Genomic DNA, 19,843 nt, shown 5'->3' on the forward strand with positions numbered 1-19,843 from the left:
ATGGCGAGCGGCAACGATTACGACGACAGGGACGACGGCGGTTGCGTGCCATCGCCGTGCATCAGCGTGTGCAGGATGGATGCATCGACCGGCTGGTGCGAAGGATGCCTGCGCACGATCGACGAAATCGCCGGCTGGTCGACGCTCGACAACGACGCGAAGCGCGCGGTGTGGGACGCGATCGAAGTGCGCCACGCGACGTTAATGGCGCTGCGCACGACATCGACGACGAAGGAGAAGCAATGAACGCCGCGCCGCGCATCGTGACGCCCGGTGAGACGTTCAGTTCGACGCTCGAGTTGTCGGCGGATTCGATCAAATCGTTCGCGACGCTCGTCGTCGATCTGAACCCGTTGCATCACGATGAAGCGTATGCCGCGCAAAGCCGCTTTGGAGGCTTGATCGCGTCGGGCACGCAACCCACCGCGTATTTCATGGCGCTGCTCGCCACGCATTTCTCTACTTACGCGCAACCGCTCGGCCTCGAATTCGATATCAAGCTGAAGAAGGCAGTGCGGGCGCACGACACGCTGACGATCACGTGGCGTGTGCACGACGCTCACTGGAAGCCGAGCCTGAACGGCGATCTGACCTATCTCGAAGGTTCGGTGGTCAATCAGCGCGGCGAGCTGATGTTGACGGGTACCTCGACGATCCTCGTGATGCCGAAGCCCCCCGCAGTCGCAAACGCGCACGCGAACACGGCCACGCCATGATCGCGCTGCCCGCATCGATCCGGGTTTTCGAGCGCGGCTGGCTGTCGTCGAACAACGTGCTGCTCGTCGACGACACATGGGCCGCGCTGGTCGATACCGGCTATGCGACGCACGCATCGCAAACGGTCGCGCTGGTACGCAATGCGTTGCGCACGCGGCCGCTCGATCTGATCGTCAACACGCACCTGCATTCGGATCATTGCGGCGGCAACGCACTGTTGCAGGCTACGTGGCCGTGCCGCACCCTGATTCCGTCATCCGAAGCCGATGCCGTGCGCGGCTGGGACGAAACGCGCCTCAGCTTTCGCGCGACTGGTCAAACCTGCGAGCGCTTCGGCTTCACCGGCACGCTGGAACCCGGCGCACGTTTGCGGCTGGGCGCACTCGACTGGCAGGTGCTCGGCGCGCCCGGCCATGATCCGCATTCGCTGATGCTCTATTGCGCGGACGAACGCTTGCTGATCAGCGCGGATGCGCTGTGGGAAAACGGCTTCGGCGTGATCTTTCCCGAACTCGAAGGCGAAAGCGGCTTCGCCGAACAGCAAGCCGTGCTCGACCTGATCGCAACGCTCGACGTGCGCGTCGTCATCCCAGGCCACGGCGCGCCGTTCACGCAGGTCGAACCGGCGCTCGAACGCGCGATGTCGCGCGTCGCCTGGTTACGCGCCGATCCCGCGCGCAACGCAAGGAACGCGCTTAAGGTGCTGATCGTATTCAAGCTGCTCGAAGTCCGCGAGATGAGTGTGGACACGCTTTTGCGCATGCTCGACGACGCGGCCGTGATGCGCGCCGCCGCCTCGATGCTGAAGCCGCGCGGCGAATGGCCCGCGTTGCTGAAGGGAATGATCGGGGAACTCGCGGCGAACGATGGACCGCTCGAAGTGGACGGCACACGCATTCTCGCGCGGCATTGAACTGTGATGTGACCGGTTCGACCGGCGCGGCGGAAAAGCGCACCGGAACGCAAACCGTGCTACCAAAAAGAAAACCGCTCGACGACGCGAGCGGCGGAACATCTGTTGGACGTGATCAGCGTCGCTATCAATGATACGCGTGTGGGTTTTTGCATCGCATCGGTGATTTCCCTACAGAAATTTGACGCCACGTTTTACGAATGCATACACGATCTGTCATCAAACGGCGTTAGGCGCTTGAATGCTTGCGCGTTATTCCGGAATCCGTAGCAATGTCCGATTGAATGTCGAATCGGGATCACGTGGACGATAAACGCTTCTTCTGCGGTACGATCCGCCACCCGAGATTGACGCCCGCCGCCGCCAGCAGAATCAGCGCGGCGCCGAGCACCTGAATCCATGCGAGCGTCTGTCCGAACGCGAGCCGGTCGACGATGATCGCGACCACCGGATAGATGAACGACAACGCGCCCGTCATCGACGTCGGCAGCTTCTGGATCGCGCCATACAGCAGCACGTACATGAGCCCGGTATGGACGACGCCGAGCACGACCAGTTCGAGCCACTGCGCGCCGTTTGCCGGCAACGCGTCGAAGCGTACGAACGGCGCGAGCAACAGCACGCCGAGCGATACCTGAATCAGCGCGAGCAGATGCGGCGGCGTGCCCTTCAGCCGCTTCGTGATGATCGACGACACCGCGTACATCGCCGCCGCGCCGACCGCATAGGCGACGCCGACCAGATACTGCCCCGGCACCGCGAGCACGGCCGGCTCGACCTTCACGACGAACACGAGCCCGACGAACGCGACCACGAGCCACGCGATCGTCGATGCGCTGATGCGCTCGCGAAACACCAGCGCGCCGAGCCCGACCAACATGAACGGCTGCGTGTTGTAGACGGCCGTCGCCATTGAGATCGACGCGCGTGAATACGCGGCGAACAGCAATACCCAGTTCACGACGATCGCCGCGCCGCCGAGCAACGCGAGGCCGAGCATCTTCCACGAAAACAGCTCGCGGCGGAACAGGCCGAGTACGGCACACACGAGCGCGAGCGTCGCGCTGCCGAAAATGCAGCGGAAAAACACCACGTTGAAGGGGCTTTGCTGCGACGACACGACAAGCCAGCCGATCGTGCCCGACATCAGCATCGCGATGCTCATCTCCGCCGCGCCACGGCGGATGTCGCTGGGCGAACTGCTCGAGGTCGTGACGGAAGCCTTGTTTGAAGCCATGATTCGATCCCGGATGGTGACTGCATAACTGGCAGTGTAATTAATCCACCCGCGCGAATACATGGCTAAACTTAAGCGTTACCGCATTTTCACCTCATAAGCGAAGGCCATCATGATCAAACGCCTTGCATCGATCACGCCGGTCGCACTCGACGACACCGACCGCGCACTACTCGCCGCGCTCGCGCAGGACGCGCGCCAGCCGGTCAGCGAACTCGCGCGCGTCGTCGGCTTATCGGCGCCCAGCACGGCCGAACGCGTGCGGCGGCTCGAAGCGCAGGGCGTGATCGAGCGCTTCACCGTGCAGATCGATCCGCGCGCGCTCGGCTTCACGCTGCAGGCGGTAGTGCGCGTGAAGCCGCTGCCCGGGCAGCTGCACCTGGTGGAGGAAGTGATCCGGCGCATTCCGGAGTTCGTCGAATGCGACAAGGTGACCGGCGACGACTGTTTCATCTGCCGCCTGTACTTGCATTCGATCGAGCAGCTCGACGAGATCCTGTCGAAAGTGACCGAGCGCGCGGAGACCAGCACGGCGATCGTCAAGTCGACGCCGGTCGCGCGACGGCTGCCGCCGCTCGGCTAACGAAGGTCCAGCGCTGGTCAAACGAAGGTCGCGCGAAGCAGCCCGGCGCTTATTGTTCGACCGCCTCGAAAAACGACAGCATCTCGGCGACCAGTTCGTCCGGCGCTTCCTCGGGCAGATAGTGCCCGCACGATAGCGCGCGGCCGCTCACGTCGCGCGCGACATGCCACCATTCATCGAGCGCATCGAAGCATTTTTCGATCACGCCCTTGTCGCCCCACAGCACCCGCAGCGGACAGCCGATCTTGTTGCCGCGCTCGATATCGGCGCGATCATGTTCGAGGTCGATGCTCGCCGACGCGCGATAGTCCTCGCACATCGCGTGCACCGCACCCGGTTGCGCGAGCGCCGCCCGATACTCGTTGAGCGCGGCGGGATCGAACGGTGCGAGACCCGCGTGACGTCCGCCCATCACCGCGTCGACATAGGCGGCCGGATTTGCGCCGATCAACGTTTCGGGCAGCGGCTCGGGCTGGATCAGGAAGAACCAGTGGAAGTAGTGCGTTGCGAACGCGCGGTCGGTGGCTTCGTACATCGCGAGTGTCGGCGCGATATCGAGCAGCATCAAACGCTCGATCGCGTCGGCGTGATCGAGCGCCATCCGGTGCGCGACGCGCGCGCCGCGATCGTGCGCACAGACGAGGAAGCGCTCGAAGCCGAAGTGGTGCATCACCGCGACCTGGTCAGCGGCCATCACGCGTTTCGAATACGGTGCGTGCGCGGCATCGCTCGGCGGTTTGCCCGACGCGCCATAGCCGCGCAGATCGGTCGCGATCACCGTGAAGTGCCGCGCGAGCGGCGCGGCGCAGCGTTCCCAGATCAGATGCGATTGCGGATGGCCGTGCAGCAGAAGCAGAGGCGGCCCGGCGCCGCCCTTCACTCCGAAAATGTCGACATCGCCCACGGCGACGCGAAAAGACGTGAAATTTTCGAAGGCCATGACGTCTCGTTGATCGTTTGCGGTCCGTGCATTGTAGAAGGCCAACAGGTCCGTGCGAGGTGGGATATCCCACGCAGACATGGAACCTGAATACTCCTTCGAACCGTTCCAAACGGGCCTACCGCGCGCGGGTCGCCGACTTCGCCTATAATCGAACGACCGTTCTTAAAAATTTGCCGCCATTTGCCACCACTTCGGCATGCCGGTTTCGTTCGATTGCCACACGCATTCGCCGGCCGCAAGCCGTGTGCCGCTAAACTCATCTATTCGCCGGGCGCACGTCGCACCGGCAAGTTGAATATTCATGGGACTCGAGTAAGCGCTAAAGCGCTAACTCGGGTCGACATCTGGAGACTCGCACCATGGCATTGCCCGCCGTTCTGCAAAACCTCGCGCTGCCCGTCGTCGCTTCGCCGATGTTCATCGTCAGCTATCCCGAACTCGTGCTGGCGCAGTGCAAGGCCGGTATCGTCGGCTCGTTCCCTGCCCTCAACGCGCGCCCGGCCGAACTGCTCGACGAATGGCTGACGCAGATCCAGGCGCAACTCGCCGGGCACAAGGCCGCGAACCCGGATGCGGTGATCGGCCCGATCGCGGTCAATCAGATCGTTCATCAGTCGAATGCGCGGCTCGAGCACGACGTGCGCGTCTGCGTCGAGCACAAGGTGCCGATCTTCATCACCAGCCTGCGCGCGCCGGCACGCGAGATCGTCGATGCGGTGCATAGCTACGGCGGCATCGTGCTGCACGACGTGATCAATCTGCGTCATGCGCAGAAAGCGCTGGAAGCCGGCGTCGACGGGCTGATTCTGGTCGCATCGGGCGCGGGCGGCCACGCGGGCACCACCTCGCCGTTCGCGCTGGTCGGCGAGGTGCGGCGCATTTTCGACGGCCCGATCGTGCTGTCGGGCTCGATCGCCAACGGCGGCTCGATTCTCGCCGCGCAGGCGATGGGCGCGGACCTCGCGTACATGGGCACACGCTTCATCGCCACCAAAGAAGCGCACGCGGTCGACAGCTACAAGCAGGCGATCATCAACGCGAAGGCGTCGGACATCATCTACACGAATCTGTTCACCGGCGTGCACGGCAACTACATCCGCGAGAGCATTGCGAACGCGGGGCTCGATCCCGACGCGCTGCCCGAATCGGACAAGACCAAGATGAACTTCGGCGGCGACAAGGCGAAAGCGTGGAAGGACATCTGGGGCGCGGGCCAGGGCGTCGGCCTGATGGACGACGTGCCGGACGTCGCCGAACTCGTGCGGCGTCTGAAGAACGAATACGACGACGCGAAGGCGCGGCTCGGCATCGCGCACTGAGGTGAAGAACGGAGCGGGCCGGGGCGCCCGCTCGCGGCCTACATATTCCGCCGATACTGCCCGCCCACCTCGAACAGCGCGTGGGTGATCTGTCCCAGCGAACACACGCGCACCACGTCCATCAGCACCGCGAACACGTTGCCGTCGTCGATCACCGCTCGCTTCAGGCGTTCGAGCGCCTCGGGCGCGGCCTCGCGGTGGTGCGTCTGGAACTCGCGCAACCGCCGCAGCTGACTCTGCTTTTCCGCGTCGGTGGAACGCGCCAGCACCAGTGGCCGCGGCGCTTCATGCGGATGCGCGCTCAGGAACGTATTGACGCCGACGATCGGATACGAACCGTCATGCTTGCGATGCTCGTACAGCATCGACTCGTCCTGAATCCGTCCGCGCTGATAGCCGGTTTCCATCGCGCCGAGCACGCCGCCGCGCTCTGTCAGCCGCTCGAATTCGGCTAGCACCGCTTCCTCGACCAGATCGGTCAATTCGTCGATCACGAAGCTGCCCTGATTCGGATTCTGGTTCTTCGCGAGCCCCCATTCGCGATTGATGATCAGCTGGATCGCAACTGCGCGGCGCACCGATTCCTCGGTCGGCGTCGTGATCGCTTCGTCGAACGCATTGGTGTGCAGCGAGTTGCAGTTGTCGTAGATCGCGATCAGCGCCTGCAGCGTCGTGCGGATGTCGTTGAAATCGATCTCCTGCGCGTGCAGGCTGCGGCCCGACGTCTGCACGTGATACTTGAGCTTCTGACTGCGCTCGTTCGCGCCATAGCGCTCGCGCATCGCGACCGCCCAGATGCGTCGCGCGACGCGGCCGAGCACCGTGTACTCCGGGTCCATGCCGTTCGAGAAGAAGAACGACAGATTCGGCGCGAAGTCGTCGATCGACATACCGCGCGCGAGATACGCCTCGACGTAGGTGAAGCCGTTCGCGAGCGTGTACGCGAGCTGCGAGATGGGGTTCGCGCCGGCCTCGGCGATGTGATAGCCGGAAATCGACACCGAATAGAAATTGCGCACGCCGTGTTCGACGAAATACGCCTGAATGTCACCCATCACCTTCAGGCTGAATTCGGTCGAGAAGATGCAGGTGTTCTGCCCCTGGTCTTCTTTCAGGATGTCGGCCTGCACGGTGCCGCGCACGTTTTCGAGCGCGGTGCGGCGCGTTGCGGCGAGTTCGGCTTCGGTCAACGGGCGGCCTTGCTGTTGCTCGCCCAGCGCGATCTGCTGGTCGATCGCGACGTTGAAGAACATCGCGAGGATCGTCGGCGCGGGGCCGTTGATCGTCATCGAGACCGACGTATCCGGCGAGCACAGATCGAAGCCGTCATACAGCGTCTTCATGTCGTCGAGCGTCGCGACCGACACACCCGAATTGCCGACCTTGCCGTAGATGTCCGGGCGCTCGTGCGGCTCCTCACCGTAAAGCGTCACCGAGTCGAACGCGGTGGATAGCCGTTTGGCCGGCATGCCTTCCGACAGCAGCCTGAAGCGACGATTCGTGCGCTGCGGATCGCCCTCGCCCGCGAACATGCGCGTCGGGTCCTCGTTCTCGCGACGAAACGGAAACACGCCAGCGGTGAATGGGAAATAGCCGGGCAGATTGTCGAGCATCAGCCAGCGCAGGATCTCGCCGTGATCGACGAATTTCGGCAGCGACACTTTGCGGATTTCGGAGCCGGACAGCGTCGTGACCGTCAGCGCGGTGCGGATTTCGCGCTCGCGGATGCGCACCACATGTTCGTCGCCTGCATAGGCGGCCACCGTTTGCGGCCACGCGTCGAGCAGCTTGCGTTCGCGCTCGCCGAGCGCGGCGCCGCGTTGGTCGATCAGCGCATCGAGCGACGAGGCGTCGCTGCCCGCCTCGCCGAGCATGCGGCGCGTCTCGACGATCTGCCAGCGTTCCCGCGCGATTTGCGCCTGCGCGTCGGCCCGCGCTCGATAGCCGCGTACCGTCTGCGCGATGTCGGCCAGATAGCGCACGCGCGCGGGCGGCACGATCGCATGCAGGTTGCTCGAAAAGCGCACGCCTTCGGCCGCGCCGAGCCGTGCGCCGCCCTCGCGCAGGCCATGCGTGCGCAGTGCATTAGCGATGCGCCGGTACAGCGCGGTCACGCCGTCGTCGTTGAAGCGCGACGCGATCGTGCCGAACACCGGCATCGCGTCGGGCGATATCGCGAAGTCCCCGCGGTTGCGCTGCACCTGCTTCGCGACGTCGCGCAGCGCATCCTGCGCACCCTTGCGATCGAACTTGTTGATCGCGACGAAGCTCGCGAAGTCGAGCATGTCGATCTTCTCGAGCTGGCTCGCGGCGCCGAACTCCGGCGTCATCACGTACAGCGATTCGTCGACGAACGGCACGATCGCCGCATCACCCTGACCGATCCCCGACGTCTCGACGACGATCAGATCGAAGCCCGCCACCTTGCACAGCATCAGCGCGGCGGGTAGCGAATCGGAGAGTTCGGTCGATGCCTCGCGTGTCGCCATCGAGCGCATATAGATGCGGGCGCCGCCGCCCCAATCGCCGATCGCATTCATGCGGATGCGGTCGCCGAGCAGCGCGCCGCCGGATTTTCGGCGCGACGGATCGATCGCGAGCACGGCGATGTTCAGCGTGTCGCCGTAGTCGAACCGGAAGCGGCGGATCAGCTCGTCGGTCAGCGACGACTTGCCCGCGCCGCCGGTGCCGGTGATGCCGAGCACCGGGATGCGTGGCGCTTGCGCGAGCGTCGCTAGCTGGTCGCGCGCGGCGGCGTCGACGCTGTTCGTTTCGAACGCGCTGATCAGTTGCGCGAGGCGGCGGAAGATCGGTGCGGCGTGATCGGCGGGGTGCGAGCCAGCAGCAGTGCCAGCGTGCGGAGCATGGGCCTCACCGCAACGTGGCAACGGCCGCCCGGCCAGCTCGGCGAGCCATTCGCGCACCGGCGTCGGCCGCGCCGCGTCGGCCGCGCGCGCCCCTTCGCAGCGCGCGATCATGTCGTCGATCATGCCTTGCAGACCTAGCCGCTGACCGTCGTGCGGCGAGTAGATTTTTTCGACGCCGTCGCGTTCGAGCACGGCAATTTCCTCGGGGACGATCACGCCCCCGCCGCCGCCGAACACCTTGATGCGCTCGCCGCCGCTTGCACGCAGCAAATCCACCAGGTAGCGGAAGTATTCGTTGTGGCCGCCCTGATAGCTCGACACGGCGACGCCGTCGGCGTCCTCGTTGAGCGCGGCGGTCGCGACTTCAGCGACGGAGCGGTTGTGGCCGAGGTGGATCACCTCGACGCCGCTTGCCTGCAGGATGCGTCGCATGATGTTGATCGACGCGTCGTGGCCGTCGAACAATGCGGCGGCGGTGACGAAGCGCAGGCGCCGGCCCGCGGGAAGCTCGTGGCTGCCGGCACGCTGCGGCGTGGACAGATCGGTCATGTCTCCCCCAGATCATTTAACTGATGGGTGTTCACAATCAGTATATAGAAACGGGGTAACACGGCGCCGGGGCGCGGGGCGGGCGATTGGCGACGTATGCTCGGTGCTTCGCGAAACGCTACCGCACCGCCAACGCCTTGATTTCGTCGAGCGACGGCCACAGCGATTCGTTTGCGAATCGCGCCGCCAGAAAATCGACGAATGAGCGCACCTTGGCCGATAGATGCCGTCGGCTCGTGTAGACGACGTGGATCGGCAGCTCCCGCGGCGGCACCTGGTCGACGAGCAGCGGCACGAGCCGCCCTTCGGCAAGATCGCTGCCGATCACCTCGGTGCCGAGCATCGCGATGCCCGCGCCATGCAGCACGACCACGCGCTGGGCCTCGAGCTGATTGACGATCAGGTTGCCCGACAGGCGCACACGCGAGCCCGCGTCGCCGGTCGCGACTTCGAGCGCCGATACGCCCGCGTACTGTAGATAGTTGTGGCGCGCGAGATCGGCGACGCTCTTCGGCGTGCCATGCTTGCGCAGATAGGCGGGCGATGCGCACAGCACCAGATGCGCGGTCGCGATCTGCCGCGCGATCAGCGACGACGACTTGAGCCCGCCCGGCGACGCGCGGATCGCGACGTCGAAGCCCTCGTCGATCAGCTCGACGACGCGGTCGGACAGTGTCATATCGACGGTGACCTGCGGATACTGCGCGGCGTAGTCCGCGACCGCGGCCATCACGTGATTCAGGCCGAACGCCGACAGCGACGACACCCGCAGCCGCCCGTGCGGCACGACGCTTGCCGCGCCGACCGCCTGGCCGGCTTCGTCGAGCTCGGTGAGCGCCTGACTCAGCCGCTCGTAGTACTCGCGGCCTGCCTCGGTCGGCGCGACGCGACGCGTGGTGCGGTTCAGGAGCCGCGCGCCGAGCTGCTGCTCCAGATGCATCACGTGCTTGCTCGCCATCGCCGCCGACATCTCCATCTTCTCCGCCGCGCCGACGAAACTGCCGGCTTCGACCACGTGGCGAAACACTTTCATGCTGACGAGGGTGTCCATCTCAGTCGCTCGCTTCAGGAATCAATCGACGTCATTTTGCCGGGTTTATCAAAGGGACGGCAGCAAACGCTCGTATTCGGCGGCGCCCGAAAATCGGCATAGGGGGCAGCCTGAGGCTGCGCCCCTGCCACACCACCCGGCATGCGGGTCCGCACCGGGCGGTTCGGGAAGTTGAGGTTAGGAGAGTCGGGGCACACCCAGCTGATCGAAGTAAGTGATGGTCAGCACGCTGTTGAGGAGCTTGCCGCTGTTGCACCACCAGCGGCGACTGTTCGCCGCCACCTGTTGTGCCACAGAGCATGACGCGCCCAGCGCGCGCAGTTCCCGGTAGATGGTTGAGCCACGGCGCCAATGCTTAAGCTGGATGGCGCGTAGTCGGTGGCGCAGCCACTCATCCAGCTCACGCCAGACTCTGGGGGTTTGCGCCAACCGGAAGTATGCCCTCCAGCCCTGCACATAAGTCCGCAACCGTGCCACCACGTCCTTCATGCTGCGCCCGCCAGATCGGCGGGTCAGTTCACGAATGCGGTGCCTGAACGCCAGCAGCGGTTTGGCCGCCACCTTGCGCTTGACCACACCGCCTGGAGCCACCCATAAGCTGTAACCCAGGAACTTGCGACCGAACACACTCGCGACCGCACTTTTGGTCTCGTTGACCTTCAGGCGCAATCGCCCATACAGACGTCGCAGCAGCACCATTACCCGTTCGCCCGCGCGGCGGCTACGAACATACACGTTCGCATCGTCGGCGTAGCGCGCAAAGCAGTGGCCCCGCCGCTCCAGTTCCTTGTCCACCTCATCCAGCAACACGTTGGCCAGCAGCGGCGATAGCGGCCCGCCTTGCGGCGTGCCCTGGGCTCGCTGCTGAACCACTCCATCATCCATGATGCCGCTGTTCAGATACGCCCTGATCAGCCGGATTACACCAGCGTCTCCAATGCGTTTCTGTAGGCGGTCGATCAGGATGTCGTGGTTGACCCGGTCGAAGAACTTCTCCAGGTCAACGTCCACCACGATTCGCCGGCCTGACTGCACGTACGACTGCGCGGCAAGCACCGCATCGTGTGCACGCCGTCCGGGCCGGAAGCCGTAGCTATGCTCGCTGAAGGTGGGATCCAGAACCGGCTGCAGCACCTGCAGCAGAGCCTGCTGGATCAACCGGTCCGTTACCGTCGGGATACCAGGCTCGCGCTCGCCTCCGTCCGGCTTCGGAATCGTCACCCGCCGTACCGGGCTGGGCCGGTACGTCCCCTTCAGCAGTTGTTCACGAATCGCTGGCCACGCCGTCACCAGATGGCGCGCAGTCTGGTCAACGCCCAGACCATCCACCCCAGCGGCTCCTTTGTTGGCCCGCACCCGTTTGAACGCCCGCTTCAGGTTCTCTCTCGTCAACGCCGCTTCCAGCAACGCTGACCCTGTGCTCCCGGGTTCATGCCGCGGGCAGCCGGCTTCGTCGCTCACAGGTACATGCGCAGCTTCACCACGCGCTGCTCCCGCTCGCCCCGTTTGCACGGGCATCTGACGCATTGCCTGCCGCATCGGCATATCCCTGAACACTCCTTCCCGTTCGGTCCTTCGTCACCAGCTTCAGCCTTGCCGACCTGTCCTGTGACTACTACGACCTCGGCTGACTTCCCGCTCCGGTTCGACACCGTTGCCCTTTCAGGCATGAGGCGAGATCTCCCCAGGTAAGAACGCACTCCTTCACCGCACAACCGCCGGATTTACGGCACCAATCCTTGACCACAAGAGCTTCGCAGATTCGTGCCCGCTCGCCCTGATCGGTGCCGCCTCATATCCGGTTCTTGTCCATCGGCTCACGGCTTTGCTCCACGCTTCCTCCCCACGCTCGGTCACCCTTACGCAGTTGCGCTTCACTTCATTCGCTGTGGTCAGCTTATGGGAGGACTTGCACCTCCAGGAGTGCGCCCATGCTGGCGCGCACACGACAAAGCCCGCGTTCCGGGCGGAACGCGGGCTTTGCGGTGACACCGTGGGCCGAGATCAGAACTTCGCGCGCAACCCCGCGCCATATGTATTGCCGCTCGACTGACCGGTGATGTGGTCATACAGGTACGCGGCATAGACATCAGTGCGCTTGGACAGCGGATAGTCGTAGCCGACCGCCGCCGTCTGGCGCGTCTGGTTCGAACCGCCGCCGTTACGCGAATACGCATACGACGCCATCACCGTGCCCGGCCCGAACGGCACCGTGACGCCGCCCTGTCCCGTGTTGACGTGCCAGCTCGTGACCTGCTGGTCGTTGTACGTGTACATGTACTGGCCGTACAGCTTGACGAACTTCAGGTCGTACGACACGCCCGCCTGCGCGACGCTCTGGCTGCGCAGACCCGGCACGCCCGACGTTTCGAAGCTGCCGAGGTCGCCCGGCACGTTGTTGAAGTTCACGTACTGGTACACCGCGGTCGCCGCGAACGGCCCGTGGAAGTACAGCACCTGGCCGCTCCACTTCTTAGCGCCGTTCTGGGTCGTGTTGCCGAGCGCGTACATCGCCGTCGCCGACAGACCGCTGAAGTTCGGCGTCGAGTACGACACCGCGTTGTTCCAACCGGAGTCGCCGGTCACGCCCTGGTCGGTCGTGTAGGTCGGGAAGGTGCCGAGGCCGAGGTACGTGTGATAGACCATCGGCGAGAACACGTACGAATCGACGAACGGGTTGAACAGGATCGTCGACACGAACAGCGGCGTGGTCAGACGGCCGGCGGTCACCGTGCCGTACGGCGATTCGATGCCGACGTACGCATTGCGCGAGAACGTCGTGTCGCCGGTGAAGCGGCCGTACTCGCCGGTTTGCGCGCGGAAGAAGCCTTCGATAGTGAAGATCGCCGTGTAGCCGTTGCCGAGATCCTCGGTCCCCTTGAAGCCCCAGTACGACGTCGACATGCCGCCGCCCGACACGACCACCGCGGTCTGGCCGCCCGGAAACTTCTGCGAGCCGACCCATTCGTCGACCTGGCCGTAGAGCTGCACGCTCGATTGCGCGAACGCCGACGACGCGCCCGCCAGCGCGGCGACGCATGCGGTGGCCTTGAGAGTAGTCTTCAGCGCGCTGCTGAGGCTTGTGTTCATGGATTCTCCAATTTTTGTCAAAAGGGTGTGGCTGTGCGAAAGGGGGCGCTCGCGCGAAACGTTGTTGTTATCCGTTCGATCGTCGAGTCAATCTGGGCGGGTCCCATCTTTGCGGACCATTTTTATAAACAAAAATATCGCTGCTTATTGCGGGTATATCGGTCTGATTAGTTTGGTCGGTTATCGGCTTGATACGACGCTTCAGAGCGGACTGGCGCCGCCCCGTGGACGCAATGCGGCATGCGGCGAACGGCGCGCCACAGCGTGCGTGAACGCCTTAAATGACGGGCCGATGACGCGACGCGGCAGAATGCCAAGATTTGACCCTGACCGGTACTTCGATGCCGGGTGTTTTCAAAAAAGTGTGGCGTCGAAACGTCAGATTTGGGGCTACAGCGCGGAGGAAGCCGCGCGAGGGATCGCGGGAAGGATCTGGAAGACGGGTTTCGGGACTGCGGTTGGGGCGGTGCGGTGGTTTGCGAAATCGCGCTCAGCTAATTCCGGTACGGTGAACCGCCCGACTGACGCGGATCGTCGGCTGGGCGTTGCATCGGGCGCGCTGCGCCACGCTCTTCGTTGTAGCGGGCGACGTCGGCGCGGATCGAGCCGTTGCGTATCGGCATGTTGGACGGGGGATGCGGCACCGGACGCGACTCCGCGCTGACCGGCGTGATCGCGCCCGCATAGCCGGACGGATCGCCGACACGACGCATGCCGGACTTGTAGCCGCCGAAGCCATAACCGAAATTGGCGTCCGCGATATTCGGGTTGCCGCGCTGCGCGCGTGCATCACGAGCAGCCATCACATTGCGCGAGCCGCGCGGAGCAGGTGCGCCGCCCGCACCGGCATAACGGCCCTCGCCACGCATCTCCATGCGCGGCACGCGCCCGGCAGCGTCGCGCGAATAAGCGCCGCCCGCGGCGGCACCGCCGCCATGCGGCCCACCCGGCCCCTTCGCATAGGCGAACGAGCACAGCACGGCGATGACCGCGCCCCACGCCCAGTGCCTCGTTCTCGACAACCCGTCCACCTGTGACTCTCACGCCCGAAGACTTGCCTGAAATCCACCGTTCGAGCTGCGATGGACCTGTTGCGGGAGGAGAAAAGCGCCGCGTTCCTGTCGCGGCGCAGGGCATCCCTGCGGCCTTTGAACGAGTAATTTATGGTCGGGGGCAGAGGGTGTCGAGCCAAAAAGTGTTAGGTCTCGTCGGTGGATGTAACACCCTGTTACTGCGACGTTTTTCCGCGCCGTAGCCCTCGTGCGGACGCGCCTCGGCGGCTTGCCGGCCGGCGTTTTCGCCTGGCCCGCGGGCACCGTTTGTTGCAAATCAACGCCGCTTGCAACGTCAATGGTTAAACGGTTTGTCGCGAGAAAGCACCTCGTGAATACTGAAACCTGGCGCGTCGCACGAGTGGGCTCGGCCTGATTGGGGAGTCAATGCGCAAACTTCATTAATCGATTCGGCAAATGAATTTGCGTTTTCAATCAGCTTTCGACAACAATAGCCGTTTTCCATTGGCATGGACCACACCTGACAGACCCGTCCCATGCTTACACTGCGTCATTGAATCGAGATTGCGATATGGCCCGCCCGAAATTCCTGCCCGATAACTTCACCCTGTGCCTCGTCGGCACCGTGATCCTCGCCAGCTTCCTGCCCGTTCATGGACAGGCCGCCGTGGGGTTCAACTGGGTGACGAACATCGCGGTCGGCCTGCTGTTCTTCCTGCACGGCGCCAAGCTGTCACGCGAGGCGATCATTGCGGGCGCGACGCACTGGCGCCTTCACCTCGTGGTGCTGCTGAGCACGTTCGCGCTGTTTCCGCTGCTCGGCCTCGCGCTTAAACCGGTCCTTTCGCCGCTGGTCACGCCGTCGCTCTACGCCGGCGTCCTCTTCCTCTGCACGCTGCCGTCGACGGTCCAGTCGTCGATCGCGTTCACGTCCATTGCCAAGGGCAACGTGCCGGCCGCGGTATGCAGCGCGTCCGCCTCGAGCCTGCTCGGCATCTTCGTCACTCCAGCACTCGTCAGCGTCGTCGTGACGAATCAGGCCGCGAGCGGCGGTGCGTCGCCGTGGCATACGATCGGCAACATAGTGCTGCAACTGCTCGTGCCGTTCGTTGCCGGCCAACTGCTGCGCCCGCTGATCGGCAAGTGGATCGAGAAGAATCGCGGCGTGCTGAAGTTCGTCGACCAGGGCTCGATCCTGCTCGTCGTCTACGGCGCGTTCAGCGAGGCCGTCACCGAAGGCCTGTGGCACACGATTCCGCTGTCGGCGCTCGGCGGCCTCGTCGTGGTAAGCGCCGTGCTGCTCGCGCTCGCGCTGGCCGTGACGATCTTCGCGAGCAAGCGGCTCGGCTTCAACCGCGCGGACCAGATCACGATCATCTTCTGCGGCTCGAAGAAAAGCCTCGCCGCCGGCGTGCCGATGGCCAAGGTGATCTTCGCGTCGCATGCGGTCGGCGCCGTGGTGCTGCCGCTGATGCTGTTCCACCAGATTCAGCTGATGGTCTGCGCCGCGCTCGCGCAACGCTGGGGCGCCCGCGACCTCAGCGGCGAGAGCAATGCCGCGGCGCGGCGAACCGCCGCCGCCGTCGCGCGCCGTTGAAAACACACGCAATGCAAACAGGACATTCATAAGCGCCCTCCCTGAGCGTCGTTTTGATCGTGTGAAGCAAGCCGCCTTCGGGCGGCTTTTCTTTTGGCTCTTCACTGGCCTTTGTCGTTATTTCACGCGCAAACGCTCTCGCTGTCGCCTCGGCCGGATGGCATAGGACGATTCTCGGACCGTCTCGAAAACAGCGGCCCGCCGGTTGTTTAGTCTGTTTTACTAAACACATTAATTTCCGACAACTCCATACGATACGGGTATTTACCTGTGTCATGCTGGCGTTTTGCGGGCGGCTTTAGCTGCGTTTTACTATACAATCGCCCGACCTGAACCCGTGCTGCCTCGCCTCGCGCGGCAGCTTCATTCGATGGCCACAACCATCCGCGACGTCGCCCGCGCGGCCAGCGTTTCGATCGGCACCGTGTCGCGCGCGCTCAAGAATCAGCCGGGCCTTTCCGAGGCCACGCGCGAACGCGTCGTCGAAGCGGCGCGCCAGCTCGGCTACGACTCGGCGCAGCTGCGTCCGCGCATCCGCCGGCTAACTTTCCTGCTGCATCGTCAGCACAACAACTTCGCCGCGAGCCCGTTCTTCTCGCACGTGCTGCACGGTGTCGAAGACGCGTGCCGCGAGCGCGGTATCGTGCCGTCAGTGCTGACTGCCGGGCCGACCGAGGACGTGATTCACCAGATGCGCCTGCACGCGCCCGACGCCGTCGCGATCGCCGGCTTCGTCGAGCCCGAAACGCTCGCCACGCTGGTCGCGATGCAACGCCCGCTGGTGCTGATCGATCTATGGTCGCCGGGCTTGCGCTCGGTCAATCTCGACAACGCCGGCGGCGCCACGCTCGCAATGCGCCATCTGTTCGCGCAGCAGCGCAAGCGCGTCGCATTCATCGGCGGCTCGCTCGCGCACTTCAGCATCGCCGAGCGCGCGCTCGGCTACCGGCGCGCGTTCTTCGAAGCGGGGCTGCTGTTCGATCCGTCGCTCGAAGTGAACATCGACTCCGGGCTCGATCCCGACACCGGCGCCGCGCGCGCGATGCAGCGCCTGCTCGACACGCCGGGCCCGCGCCCCGACGCCGTATTCGCGTTCAACGACGCCGCCGCGCTTGCCGCGCTGCGCGTGTGTCTCGCGCGCGGCTTCAGCGTGCCCGACGACATCGCGATCATCGGTTTCGACGACATCCCCGCCGCCGCCCACGCTACCCCGCCGCTATCGACGATCGCGGTCGACAAGGAAGCGCTCGGCCGACGCGGCGTCGAACTGCTGCTCGAAGACTCGCCCGCCGAACTCGAAGTCCGCTTGCCCGTTCAACTCGTTGCCCGTGCCAGTACTTTGGTGAAAACGCCATGACGCTAACCGATCCGCTTCAACTTTCCACCGACGCGGCGAAGGCGCCGCCGGTCGCCAGCTTCCGCAAGCGCGAGTTTCTGCTCACGCACATCGAGGGCACGCTGCGCTTCTACGCGCCGAACGTGCTCGACCCGAGCGGCGGCTTCTACCACTTCTTGCGCGACGACGGTTCGATCTACAACCGCACCACGCGCCACCTGGTCAGCAGTTGCCGCTACGTGTTCAACTACGCGATGGCGTACCGGCAGTTCGGCGACCCGAAGCACCTCGAATACACGCGCCACGGCCTGCGCTTTCTGCGCGACGCGCACTGGGACTCGCAGCACGAGGGCTACGACTGGGAAATCGAATGGCGCGACGGCAAACAGCGCACGCTCGACGCGACGCGCCACTGCTACGGCCTCGCGTTCGTGCTGCTCGCGTACTCGCACGCGGCGATGGCCGGCATCGAGGAAGCGAAGCCGATGATCGGCGCGACCTTCGAGCTGATGGAGCACCGCTTCTGGGACGCCGCCGCCGGACTCTATGCCGACGACGCGTCGGCCGACTGGCGTGTCAGCACGTATCGCGGGCAGAACGCGAACATGCATACCACCGAGGCGCTGCTCGCCGCGCACGAAGCGACCGGTCATCTGGTGTATCTCGATCGCGCCGAGCGCGTGGCGTCGAATATCACGCTGCGCCAGGCGAAGCTGTCGCAAGGACTCGTGTGGGAGCACTTTCACGCGGACTGGTCGGTCGACTGGCACTACAACGAAGAGGACAGCTCGAACATTTTCCGTCCGTGGGGCTTCCAGCCCGGTCATCAGACCGAATGGGCGAAGCTGCTGCTGATTCTCGAACGCTTCCGTCCGCTGCCGTGGCTGCTGCCGCGCGCGATCGAACTGTTCGACGCCGCGATGACGCACGCGTGGGACGAAGACCACGGCGGCCTCTACTATGGCTTTGGCCCCGATGGCACCGTGTGCGATCACGACAAGTACTTCTGGGTGCAGGCCGAAACGTTCGCGACCGCCGCGCTGCTCGGCAAGCGCACCGGCAACGAACGCTTCTGGGACTGGTACGACGAGATCTGGCGCTATAGCTGGACGCACTTCGTGGACCACAAGTACGGCGCGTGGTATCGCATCCTCACCTGCGACAACCGCAAGTACAGCGACGAAAAGAGCCCGGCCGGCAAGACCGACTATCACACGATGGGCGCGTGCTACGAAGTGCTCGCCCATGCGCTCGGCGAAAACGCTGCGGCTGAATCAGCCGCTCCCGCCGCAGCGGCTTCCGCGGAGAAAGCACAATGAGCGCGACGACCAACCTCCCCGTTTTCATATCCGCCGGCGACATCCTGACCGATCTCGTGCGCACCGGCGCATCGCACTGGCTGTCGCGTCCGGGCGGCGCGGGCTGGAACGCCGCGCGCTGCGTCGCGCGGCTCGGCCTGCCGACCGCGTGCGCGGGCTCGCTCGGCGTCGATAACTTTTCCGACGAGCTGTGGGACGCGAGCGTCGCGGCCGGCCTCGACATGCGCTTCCTGCAGCGCGTCGAGCGTCCGCCGCTGCTCGCGATCGTGCATCAGACGCATCCGCCCGCGTACTTCTTCATGGGCGAGAACGGCGCCGACCTCGCGTTCGATCCGGCGAAGCTGCCCGCCGGTTGGATGAACGCGGTGAAGTGGGCGCACTTCGGCTGCATCAGCCTCGTGCGTCAGCCGCTCGGCGACACACTGGCGCAACTCGCCGCCGAGTTGCGTTCGCACGGCGTGAAGATCAGCTTCGATCCGAACTATCGCAACCTGATGGAGCACGGCTACGAGCCGACGCTGCGTAAGATGGCCGCGCTCGCGCATCTGATCAAGGTATCGGACGAAGACCTGCGCATGATCTTCAAGACCAGCGACGAAGCCGCCGCGCTCGCGCAATTGCGCGCGATGAATCCCGCCGCCACCGTGCTCGTCACGCGCGGCCCCGAAGCGGCGATGCTGCTCGACGGCGCCGCGGTGATCGAGGCGAAGCCGCCGCGCGTCGAAGTGGTCGATACGGTCGGCGCGGGCGATGCGTCGATCGGCGGTCTGCTGTTCAGCCTGATGAGCGCGCCGCAACGCGGGTGGCCCGAGCATCTCGCGTTCGCGCTCGCGGCCGGCGCGGCGGCTTGCGGCCACGCCGGCGCGCATGCGCCGACGCTCGACGAGGTGGTCGCGCTGCTATAAAACGCGGCGCTGTAATTCTGCTGCCCTGGGGCGCGCGTAGCGTAACGGATGTCGAGCACGTCGCGCGGTCCGAAGTCTCCTCAGGGCGGGAACCGATCCCGCCACGCCGTGCTAGGATGAAAACATCGAAACCTTTGCGAAAAGGAGCGAGGCCATGGAGGACGTCACCTACACCAAAGGGCTCTACACGGCCACCGCGTCGATAAGAGAAGTCGCACATGACGCCTGGCAAGGTGTCGTCACCCTCGCGCGCGACGAAGGCGAACCCAGCGCCGATCAGGAAACCACGCTCTACGAAGTCGACTCGACGTCGTCGACGCCGGGAGAAGCGCTCGAAGAAGCCAAAGCGCTCGCACATCGTATCCTCGGGGAAATCGAACTGTAGGCCGAACCAGGGGCTGCGC

The 19,843-nt window shown here is 64.7% G+C and carries 17 protein-coding genes; 10 read left to right on the forward strand and 7 right to left on the reverse strand.

The window, feature by feature from the left end; all coding sequences use genetic code 11:
- The 3 genes from OKW28_RS39480 to OKW28_RS39490 are packed head-to-tail and all read left to right on the forward strand — an operon-like array spanning position 1 to position 1,630.
- The gene (locus tag OKW28_RS39480; RefSeq protein ID WP_090802758.1) at positions 1-246 is read left to right on the forward strand and encodes a DUF1289 domain-containing protein; all 246 of its coding nucleotides are present in this window, start codon (positions 1-3) and stop codon (positions 244-246) included.
- Complete coding sequence (locus OKW28_RS39485; RefSeq protein WP_429453462.1) at positions 243-716, forward strand: MaoC family dehydratase; 474 nt, start codon at positions 243-245, stop codon at positions 714-716. Before OKW28_RS39480 ends, OKW28_RS39485 begins: the two co-directional genes overlap by 4 nt.
- Complete coding sequence (locus OKW28_RS39490; RefSeq protein WP_429453464.1) at positions 713-1,630, forward strand: MBL fold metallo-hydrolase; 918 nt, start codon at positions 713-715, stop codon at positions 1,628-1,630. The genes OKW28_RS39485 and OKW28_RS39490 overlap by 4 nt, the downstream gene beginning before the upstream one ends.
- A gap of 298 nt (positions 1,631-1,928) precedes the next feature.
- Here OKW28_RS39490 and OKW28_RS39495 read toward each other — a convergent pair whose 3' ends face one another.
- The gene (locus OKW28_RS39495; RefSeq protein ID WP_429453466.1) at positions 1,929-2,867 is read right to left on the reverse strand and encodes a DMT family transporter; all 939 of its coding nucleotides are present in this window, start codon (positions 2,865-2,867) and stop codon (positions 1,929-1,931) included.
- Between the two features lie 112 nt (positions 2,868-2,979).
- Here OKW28_RS39495 and OKW28_RS39500 point away from each other — a divergent pair, with 112 nt between their 5' ends.
- Complete coding sequence (locus tag OKW28_RS39500) at positions 2,980-3,450, forward strand: Lrp/AsnC family transcriptional regulator (protein ID WP_429453468.1); 471 nt, start codon at positions 2,980-2,982, stop codon at positions 3,448-3,450.
- A gap of 49 nt (positions 3,451-3,499) precedes the next feature.
- On the opposite strand, the gene OKW28_RS39505 is transcribed toward OKW28_RS39500, so the two are convergent.
- Positions 3,500-4,390, reverse strand: a complete 891-nt coding sequence (locus tag OKW28_RS39505; RefSeq protein ID WP_429453470.1) for an alpha/beta fold hydrolase — start codon at positions 4,388-4,390, stop codon at positions 3,500-3,502.
- Between the two features lie 362 nt (positions 4,391-4,752).
- On the opposite strand from OKW28_RS39505, the gene OKW28_RS39510 reads away from it, so the two are divergent.
- Entirely contained in the window at positions 4,753-5,712 is a 960-nt protein-coding gene (locus OKW28_RS39510; protein ID WP_429453472.1) for an NAD(P)H-dependent flavin oxidoreductase, read from the forward strand.
- Positions 5,713-5,750: 38 nt separating this feature from the next.
- On the opposite strand, the gene icmF is transcribed toward OKW28_RS39510, so the two are convergent.
- From icmF to OKW28_RS39535, 5 genes are all read right to left on the reverse strand, one after another.
- Positions 5,751-9,128, reverse strand: coding sequence for a fused isobutyryl-CoA mutase/GTPase IcmF (icmF, locus tag OKW28_RS39515; RefSeq protein WP_429453474.1), 3,378 nt, complete (start codon positions 9,126-9,128; stop codon positions 5,751-5,753).
- A gap of 118 nt (positions 9,129-9,246) precedes the next feature.
- The gene (locus OKW28_RS39520) at positions 9,247-10,179 is read right to left on the reverse strand and encodes a LysR family transcriptional regulator (protein ID WP_184026292.1); all 933 of its coding nucleotides are present in this window, start codon (positions 10,177-10,179) and stop codon (positions 9,247-9,249) included.
- A gap of 177 nt (positions 10,180-10,356) precedes the next feature.
- Complete coding sequence (ltrA, locus tag OKW28_RS39525) at positions 10,357-11,724, reverse strand: group II intron reverse transcriptase/maturase (RefSeq protein ID WP_429453476.1); 1,368 nt, start codon at positions 11,722-11,724, stop codon at positions 10,357-10,359.
- A gap of 459 nt (positions 11,725-12,183) precedes the next feature.
- Complete coding sequence (locus OKW28_RS39530) at positions 12,184-13,269, reverse strand: porin (protein ID WP_429453478.1); 1,086 nt, start codon at positions 13,267-13,269, stop codon at positions 12,184-12,186.
- Positions 13,270-13,763: 494 nt separating this feature from the next.
- Positions 13,764-14,300, reverse strand: coding sequence for a hypothetical protein (locus OKW28_RS39535; protein WP_429453480.1), 537 nt, complete (start codon positions 14,298-14,300; stop codon positions 13,764-13,766).
- 553 nt (positions 14,301-14,853) lie between these two features.
- Here OKW28_RS39535 and OKW28_RS39540 point away from each other — a divergent pair.
- The 5 genes from OKW28_RS39540 to OKW28_RS39560 all read left to right on the forward strand — a co-directional run bounded on the left by OKW28_RS39540 (position 14,854) and on the right by OKW28_RS39560 (position 19,824).
- Positions 14,854-15,879 (forward strand): bile acid:sodium symporter family protein, encoded by a 1,026-nt coding sequence (locus OKW28_RS39540; protein WP_429453482.1) that lies wholly within the window; start codon positions 14,854-14,856, stop codon positions 15,877-15,879.
- 370 nt (positions 15,880-16,249) lie between these two features.
- Positions 16,250-17,236, forward strand: coding sequence for a LacI family DNA-binding transcriptional regulator (locus tag OKW28_RS39545; protein WP_429453484.1), 987 nt, complete (start codon positions 16,250-16,252; stop codon positions 17,234-17,236).
- On the forward strand, positions 17,233-18,534 hold the full coding sequence (locus tag OKW28_RS39550) for an AGE family epimerase/isomerase (protein ID WP_429453486.1): 1,302 nt from the start codon (positions 17,233-17,235) through the stop codon (positions 18,532-18,534). The genes OKW28_RS39545 and OKW28_RS39550 overlap by 4 nt, the downstream gene beginning before the upstream one ends.
- On the forward strand, positions 18,531-19,439 hold the full coding sequence (locus tag OKW28_RS39555; protein WP_429453488.1) for a carbohydrate kinase family protein: 909 nt from the start codon (positions 18,531-18,533) through the stop codon (positions 19,437-19,439). The genes OKW28_RS39550 and OKW28_RS39555 overlap by 4 nt, the downstream gene beginning before the upstream one ends.
- Positions 19,440-19,593: 154 nt before the next feature.
- Positions 19,594-19,824 (forward strand): hypothetical protein, encoded by a 231-nt coding sequence (locus tag OKW28_RS39560; RefSeq protein ID WP_018419210.1) that lies wholly within the window; start codon positions 19,594-19,596, stop codon positions 19,822-19,824.
- The last annotated feature ends 19 nt before the right edge of the window (positions 19,825-19,843 follow it).

This window comes from Paraburkholderia sp. 40 (genome assembly GCF_050434105.1).
GTDB classification, from domain to species: domain Bacteria; phylum Pseudomonadota; class Gammaproteobacteria; order Burkholderiales; family Burkholderiaceae; genus Paraburkholderia; species Paraburkholderia tuberum.